This window comes from Conexibacter stalactiti, from assembly GCF_033542075.1.
In the GTDB taxonomy this organism is placed as follows: domain Bacteria; phylum Actinomycetota; class Thermoleophilia; order Solirubrobacterales; family Solirubrobacteraceae; genus Conexibacter; species Conexibacter stalactiti.
Genome location: NZ_JAWSTH010000213.1, coordinates 1 through 1,980, shown reverse-complemented (window position 1 = coordinate 1,980; position 1,980 = coordinate 1). Strand labels below are relative to the sequence as shown.

Here is a 1,980-nt window from a genome sequence, read left to right as displayed (position 1 = left end):
CCGCGAGCCGGCGGCGGAGCCCGGCGAGGCGGCCGCCCGCCGCGCCGCCGAGCGCTGGCTCGACGGCCCGCTGGCCGACTACGCGCGCGACCACGACCGGCTCGCCGGCGGCGCCTCGCAGCTGTCGGCCCACCTGCGCTTCGGCACGCTGTCGGCGCGTGAGCTCGAGCAGCGCGCGCAGCACAGCGGCGGCGACGGCGCGGCCGCCTTCGTGCGCCAGCTCGGCTGGCGCGACTTCTACGCGCACGTGCTGCTGCACCACCCGGCCGACCTCAAGCGCGAGCACCAGGAGCGGATGCGCTCGCTCGAGTGGGAGCACGACGACGAGCTGCTGGCGGCGTGGCAGGAGGGCCGCACCGGCTACCCGCTCGTCGACGCCGGGATGCGGCAGCTGCGCGGCAGCGGCTGGATGCACAACCGCGCGCGGCTGGTCGTCGGCTCGTTCCTGACGAAGGACCTGCAGCTCGACTGGCGCGCCGGCGAGGCGTGGTTCATGCGCTGGCTGCTCGATGGCGACGTCGCCTCCAACAACGGCAACTGGCAGTGGATCGCCTCCGTCGGCGTCGACCCCGCACCGGCCTTCCGCCGCATCCTCAACCCCGCGCTGCAGCAGCAGCGTCACGACCCCGGCGGCGACTACGTGCGCCGCTGGGTGCCCGAGCTGGCGCGCGTCCCCGACGAGCTGCTCGCCGAGCCGTGGCGGATGAGCGACGCGCAGCAGCGCGCCGCCGGCTGCCGCATCGGCGACGACTACCCGGCGCCGGTCGTCGACCACAGAGCGGAGCGTCAGCACGCGCTCGCGCGCTACCGCGCGGCCGGCGCGGGCTCCGGCTCGGCCGCGTCCGCCGCCTCCAGCTCCGCATAGACCTGCGCCAGCCGCGCGATCCCGCGCGCGATCGCCGGCTCGCTGAGGTTGCCGAAGCCGAGTACGAGCCCGGGCGGTCCGGGCGCGACGCGGTACTGCGAGAGGCCGTGGAGGATCATGCCGGCCGCCGCGGCCCGCGCCAGCAGCGCCCGCTCGTCGCTCGCCGGCGGCAGCAGCGCGACGAGGTTGACGCCGGCGGCGACACCGCTGACCCGCCACCGCGGCAGCGCGCGCGCCAGCTCCGCGACGAGCGCGTCGCGGCGGGCACGGTAGCGCGGCCGCATGCGGCGCAGATGGCGGTCGAGCTCGCCGCGCGCGAGGAAGTCGGCGAGCGCGAGCTGATCGAGCACCGACGTGCCGACGTCGTCCATCGCCTTCTCCCATCTCAACGGCGCCGCCAGCGCGCCCGGCAGCGCCAACCAGCCGAGCCGCAGTCCGGGCGCCAGCGCCTTGCTCGCGCAGCCGGCGTAGGCGACGCGCTCCGGCGCGAGCCCCTGCAGCGCCCCGACCGGCTCGCGGTCGTAGCGGAACTCGGCGTCGTAGTCGTCCTCGATCACGACGGCGTCGCGCCGCTCGGCCCACGCCAGCAGCGCCGCCCGCCGCGCCGGTCCGAGCACGCCGCCGAGCGGCGCCTGGTGGGCCGGCGTGACGAGCACGGCGTCGGCCTCGACGGACGCCAGCAGGTCGGTCCGCAGCCCCTCGGCGTCCACCGCGACCGGCACGACCTCCAGGCCGGCGTGCGCGAGCACCATCCGATGGAGGAAGAAGCCCGGGTCCTCGACGGCGACCCGTCGCGCTCCGTGGGCGCGCAGGGCGCGCGCGAGCAGCGCCACGCCCTGCGTCAGCCCGCTTGTGACGACCAGTCGCTCGGGCTCGGCGGCAACGCCGCGGGCGCGCGCGAGGTAGCTCGCGAGCGCGACGCGCAGCTCCGGCGCTCCGACCGGGTCGGTGTAGCCGTAGGCGGCGTCGGGCGCGTCGCGCGCGGCGGCGCGCAGCGAGCGCAGCCAGGCGTCGCGCGGGAAGCCGGCGAGGTCGGGCAGGCCGGGGTGGAAGTCCTCGGGCACGGCGCGCGCGGTCAGCGGCGCGCGCGGCGGCGCGACGGTCCGCGGCGCGGC

General features: G+C 77.8%; 2 protein-coding genes. One reads left to right on the top strand and one right to left on the bottom strand.

All coding sequences use genetic code 11. The features are described 5' to 3' along the window. Positions 1-865: cryptochrome/photolyase family protein (locus R7226_RS31350; RefSeq protein ID WP_318601496.1), on the top strand; the 865-nt coding region annotated here is incomplete at its 5' end. Here R7226_RS31350 and R7226_RS31345 read toward each other — a convergent pair. After that, on the bottom strand, positions 805-1,980 hold a 1,176-nt coding region (locus tag R7226_RS31345; RefSeq protein ID WP_318601495.1), incomplete at its 5' end, for an aminotransferase-like domain-containing protein. The two genes, R7226_RS31350 and R7226_RS31345, sit on opposite strands and share 61 nt — an antisense overlap.